The 4,744-nt window shown below is 51.2% G+C and carries 8 protein-coding genes and 1 pseudogene; 7 read left to right on the forward strand and 2 right to left on the reverse strand.

The features are described 5' to 3' along the window. From FYJ34_RS11450 to FYJ34_RS13595, 7 genes are all read left to right on the forward strand, one after another. Window positions 1-907, forward strand: a 907-nt coding sequence (locus tag FYJ34_RS11450; RefSeq protein WP_154478920.1) for a leucine-rich repeat protein, incomplete at its 5' end; no start/stop codon positions are given. Beyond that, the gene (locus FYJ34_RS11455; protein ID WP_154478921.1) at window positions 814-1,143 is read left to right on the forward strand and encodes a hypothetical protein; all 330 of its coding nucleotides are present in this window, start codon (window positions 814-816) and stop codon (window positions 1,141-1,143) included. The genes FYJ34_RS11450 and FYJ34_RS11455, both read left to right, overlap by 94 nt. Before the next feature lie 76 nt (window positions 1,144-1,219). Further along, window positions 1,220-1,468, forward strand: a complete 249-nt coding sequence (locus tag FYJ34_RS11460; RefSeq protein ID WP_330582618.1) for a leucine-rich repeat protein — start codon at window positions 1,220-1,222, stop codon at window positions 1,466-1,468. Beyond that, window positions 1,465-1,638: a leucine-rich repeat domain-containing protein gene (locus tag FYJ34_RS15560; RefSeq protein ID WP_416389719.1), complete on the forward strand. Its 174-nt coding sequence runs from the start codon at window positions 1,465-1,467 to the stop codon at window positions 1,636-1,638. Before FYJ34_RS11460 ends, FYJ34_RS15560 begins: the two co-directional genes overlap by 4 nt. Before the next feature lie 35 nt (window positions 1,639-1,673). After that, on the forward strand, window positions 1,674-2,039 hold the full coding sequence (locus FYJ34_RS11470) for a hypothetical protein (protein WP_154478923.1): 366 nt from the start codon (window positions 1,674-1,676) through the stop codon (window positions 2,037-2,039). After that, window positions 2,036-2,257 carry a leucine-rich repeat protein gene (locus FYJ34_RS11475; protein WP_154478924.1) on the forward strand — a complete coding sequence of 74 codons (222 nt, stop codon included), beginning with the start codon at window positions 2,036-2,038 and terminating at the stop codon, window positions 2,255-2,257. Before FYJ34_RS11470 ends, FYJ34_RS11475 begins: the two co-directional genes overlap by 4 nt. A gap of 210 nt (window positions 2,258-2,467) precedes the next feature. Beyond that, complete coding sequence (locus tag FYJ34_RS13595) at window positions 2,468-2,599, forward strand: hypothetical protein (protein WP_268878949.1); 132 nt, start codon at window positions 2,468-2,470, stop codon at window positions 2,597-2,599. Window positions 2,600-2,718: 119 nt separating this feature from the next. Here FYJ34_RS13595 and FYJ34_RS11480 read toward each other — a convergent pair whose 3' ends face one another. Together FYJ34_RS11480 and FYJ34_RS11485 are read right to left on the reverse strand one after the other, a co-directional pair. Beyond that, window positions 2,719-3,447, reverse strand: coding sequence for a leucine-rich repeat domain-containing protein (locus tag FYJ34_RS11480; RefSeq protein WP_330582619.1), 729 nt, complete (start codon window positions 3,445-3,447; stop codon window positions 2,719-2,721). A 3-nt stretch (window positions 3,448-3,450) separates the two neighbouring features. Then, a pseudogene (locus FYJ34_RS11485) lies at window positions 3,451-4,253 on the reverse strand (leucine-rich repeat domain-containing protein); the annotation flags it as partial. Window positions 4,254-4,744 lie beyond the last annotated feature (491 nt).

The raw sequence follows: 4,744 nt of genomic DNA on the forward strand, positions 1-4,744 counted from the left end.
AAACGCCGGAAATTCCGGGCAGGAAGAAGCAGTGGCGCCGGATAGTGGAACACAGATACTGCCGGAAACACAGTCGGTTTCTGAAACGGCAGAGGCTGCAGATGCGGAAGGCACCGACGGGGAAGCAGACGCTTCTTCTCCCTGGCAGGCGGAAGACTTTACCTACGGGATGATCGAGCATACCTTAAGCGGATGCAACTATACGCGTGAGATCCAGGTTCAGGGGACCGGGATCCTGGGATTGTCCGATTCGGGAAAGGAAAAGATCCAGGTCAACAAGCATCTGGTACTTCCGGGGAAAGCGCCGTCAGGAGAGACGATAGTAGGAGTAGGTCCCAATGCATTTGCCAAAATGGGGATCGAGACCATCACGTTTCCCGAAGATATGATGATCCCTTATGATGACACAGTCACCCACACCATCACACGAAGAGGAAATTTCATTATCAAAAGCGGGGCTTTTTCTGATAACAATCTTACAGCGATGGATTTTCCCGAGGGAATTCTGTTTATTGACGCTGCGGCATTTAAAAACAACCGTATGACGGAGGTGCGGTTTCCGCATACGCTTTGGATGATCGGAAACCAGGCGTTTGCCTCCAACAGTCTGCGTCAGGTACAGCTTCCGTTACCTGCGATTTTCAGTTCCAGATCGACAATATGGCGTTTGCTGACAACCAGATCCGTTCCGTCACGTTGCCGGATTATACGGAAAAGGTCTTTATGTACAGCTTTTTCAAGAATCCCGGAATGGAGGAGATCCCGGCCGAGGCGCCGGACAAAGTCAAAGCGGAAGGAGCCGGAGTCGTTTATATGTATACCAACAACGACGCTTTGTTCCAGCTGGATCGGATTCACCATCTGGGAAGGACGGCCGCCAACCAGAAATCCTGGGTACAGAAGCTGATAAAGGGAGAAGATACCCAGACAGTATGGGGAATCCGGGATTTTACCTATGAGGGGAATACGGTCACAGGACTTTCCGAGAGCGGGATCCAGAAACGGGCGAAGAATAAAAACCTGATCCTTCCTTCCCGCACAGATACCGGAGAAGTGGTAAAGGCTGTCGGAAAAGGCGGGACGATAGGAGCTTTCGTGACGGCAGAGGAAGGATTTGATTCCGTAGAGATCCCGATACGGTAGAGACTATAGGAGACAAGGCGTTTCATTCCAGCGGTCTGAAAAGCGTCGTGATCCCTAATTCCGTTACATCTATCGGATACAGGCATTTAGCAATAATCAGTTAAAAAAGGTGACGCTTCCGGATTCTGTTACTACATTGGGCGGAGCGGCATTTTCTGACAACCGGATGTTGGCGGAAGTGCAGATTTCTGCCGGCCTGACGGAACTGATGCCTACTGTGTTTGGACTGACAGGAAACAATGTGTCCAATGAAAATTTAAAGACGGTGATCATCCGAAGGGAATCCGGAAAATCGGAAGGGGTGCTTTTGGAGGACAGGCAATAGAAACCCTCAGTCTTCCGGAAGGACTGCAGGAGATTGATGCGTCTGCTTTTAAAGGAAACCATCTGTCTTCCCTGGCTCTTCCCGGAACCGTGACCAAGGTGGGAAACAGCGCTTTGAGCAGGGAGGCGCGGGAGGCTTTCTTACGTCCCTCTTTCTGTCGGATGGCTTAAAAGAGATCGGAAGCAAGGCTTTTGCCAGAGGGGCTTTGAGCCGGGTGGATCTGCCCTATGGACTGCAAAAGATGAACAAGCTGGCGTTTGACGAAAATCAGACGGTGCCTGTGCCGGCTTATACCCCGAATGAAGAGGCGCACAAGCCGCTGGAAGTGGCGGGAGCCACCTTTACCATCAAAAAAGCGGAGGATGTTTGGACGGTCAATGACTTTACCTACGATGAGGCAGGCACTACCATAACCGGATTCTCGGAAAGCGGTCATGCGAAGAAAACCTCCATGGACACTTTGATCTTCCCGAATCAGAACACGAAAGGAGAAGATATTATCGCCATCGGAGACGGAGCAGCGGGAGGAGGCGGCCTGTTTGCCGGAGAGGGAGTCGCATTTAAAAAGTGATACTTCCGGTTCACCTGATCAGGATCGGGAAGTTTGCCTTCGTAGACGCAGGAATCGAATCGGTAGCCTTTCCCAGCACGCTGACCTCTATCGATATGCGTGCCTTTGCCCAGAACAAGATCAGGGAAGTGGTGCTTCCGGATTCCGTTACCACGCTGGGAGCGGCGGCCTTCGGATCAAATGATACGCTGGAAAAGGTTGTGATTTCCAGGGAATGAAAGAGATCCTGCCAGTGCATTTGTAAATAACACACCGGTAAAACCTTTACCCGTTACCATCCCGGAGGGGATCGAGAGCATTGGAAATCTGGCTTTTTCCGGAACGCTCGTGACCTGTACGCGTCAGCGTAGTAAATCCGTTCCGGAAAACCAGATTTCCAATGCTCTCGATCCCTCCGGATGGTAACGGAGGTAAAGGTTTTTACCGGTGTGTTATTTACAAATGCACTGGCAGGGATCTCTTTCATTCCCCTGGAAATCACAACCTTTTCCAGCGTATCATTTGATCCGAAGGCCGCCGCTCCCAGCGTGGTAACGGAATCGGAAGCACCACTTCCCTGATCTTGTTCTGGGCAAAGGCACGCATATCGATAGAGGTCAGCGTGCTGGGAAAGGCTACCGATTCGATTCCTGCGTCTACGAAGGCAAACTTCCCGATCCTGATCAGGTGAACCGAAGTATCACTTTTTTAAATGCGACTCCCTCTCCGGCAAACAGGCCGCCTCTCCCGCTGCTCCGTCTCCGATGGCGATAATATCTTCTCCTTTCGTGTTCTGATTCGGGAAGATCAAAGTGTCCATGGAGGTTTTCTTCGCATGACCGCTTTCCGAGAATCCGGTTATGGTAGTGCCTGCCTCATCGTAGGTAAAGTCATTGACCGTCCAAACATCCTCCGCTTTTTGATGGTAAAGGTGGCTCCGCCACTTCCAGCGGCTTGTGCGCCTCTTCATTCGGGTATAAGCCGGCACAGGCACCGTCTGATTTTCGTCAAACGCCAGCTTGTTCATCTTTTGCAGTCCATAGGGCAGATCCACCCGGCTCAAAGCCCCTCTGGCAAAAGCCTTGCTTCCGATCTCTTTTAAGCCATCCGACAGAAAGAGGGACGTAAGAAAGCCTCCCGCGCCTCCCTGCTCAAAAGCGCTGTTTCCCACCTTGGTCACGGTTCCGGGAAGAGCCAGGGAAGACAGATGGTTTCCTTTAAAAGCAGACGCATCAATCTCCTGCAGTCCTTCCGGAAGACTGAGGGTTTCTATTGCCTGTCCTCCAAAAGCACCCCTTCCGATTTTCCGGATTCCCTTCGGGATGATCACCGTCTTTAAATTTTCATTGGACACATTGTTTCCTGTCAGTCCAAACACAGTAGGCATCAGTTCCGTCAGGCCGGCAGAAATCTGCACTTCCGCCAACATCCGGTTGTCAGAAAATGCCGCTCCGCCCAATGTAGTAACAGAATCCGGAAGCGTCACCTTTTTTAACTGATTATTGCTAAATGCCTGTATCCGATAGATGTAACGGAATTAGGGATCACGACGCTTTTCAGACCGCTGGAATGAAACGCCTTGTCTCCTATAGTCTCTACCGTATCGGGGATCTCTACGGAATCAAATCCTTCCTCTGCCGTCACGAAAGCTCCTATCGTCCCGCCTTTTCCGACAGCCTTTACCACTTCTCCGGTATCTGTGCGGGAAGGAAGGATCAGGTTTTTATTCTTCGCCCGTTTCTGGATCCCGCTCTCGGAAAGTCCTGTGACCGTATTCCCCTCATAGGTAAAATCCGGATTCCCATACTGTCTGGGTATCTTCTCCTTTATCAGCTTCTGTACCCAGGATTTCTGGTTGGCGGCCGTCCTTCCCAGATGGTGAATCCGATCCAGCTGGAACAAAGCGTCGTTGTTGGTATACATATAAACGACTCCGGCTCCTTCCGCTTTGACTTTGTCCGGCGCCTCGGCCGGGATCTCCTCCATTCCGGGATTCTTGAAAAAGCTGTACATAAAGACCTTTTCCGTATAATCCGGCAACGTGACGGAACGGATCTGGTTGTCAGCAAACGCCATATTGTCGATCTGGAACTGAAAATCGCAGGTAACGGGAAGCTGTACCTGACGCAGACTGTTGGAGGCAAACGCCTGGTTTCCGATCATCCAAAGCGTATGCGGAAACCGCACCTCCGTCATACGGTTGTTTTTAAATGCCGCAGCGTCAATAAACAGAATTCCCTCGGAAAATCCATCGCTGTAAGATTGTTATCAGAAAAAGCCCGCTTTTGATAATGAAATTTCCTCTTCGTGTGATGGTGTGGGTGACTGTGTCATCATAAGGGATCATCATATCTTCGGGAAACGTGATGGTCTCGATCCCCATTTTGGCAAATGCATTGGGACCTACTCCTACTATCGTCTCTCCTGACGGCGCTTTCCCGGAAGTACCAGATGCTTGTTGACCTGGATCTTTTCCTTTCCCGAATCGGACAATCCCAGGATCCCGGTCCCTGAACCTGGATCTCACGCGTATAGTTGCATCCGCTTAAGGTATGCTCGATCATCCCGTAGGTAAAGTCTTCCGCCTGCCAGGGAGAAGAAGCGTCTGCTTCCCGTCGGTGCCTTCCGCATCTGCAGCCTCTGCCGTTTCAGAAACCGACTGTGTTTCCGGCAGTATCTGTGTTCCACTATCCGCGCCACTGCTTCTTCCTGCCGGAATTTCCGGC

It is taken from the genome of Suipraeoptans intestinalis (assembly GCF_009696485.1).
GTDB classification, from domain to species: Bacteria; Bacillota; Clostridia; order Lachnospirales; family Lachnospiraceae; genus Suipraeoptans; species Suipraeoptans intestinalis.

Coding starts and splice junctions, on each gene's coding strand:
- FYJ34_RS11455 (WP_154478921.1), top strand. CDS start 814: ATGTATACCAACAACGACGCTTTGTTCCAGCTGGATCGGATTCACCAT.
- FYJ34_RS11480 (WP_330582619.1), bottom strand. CDS start 3,447: ATGTTGGCGGAAGTGCAGATTTCTGCCGGCCTGACGGAACTGATGCCT.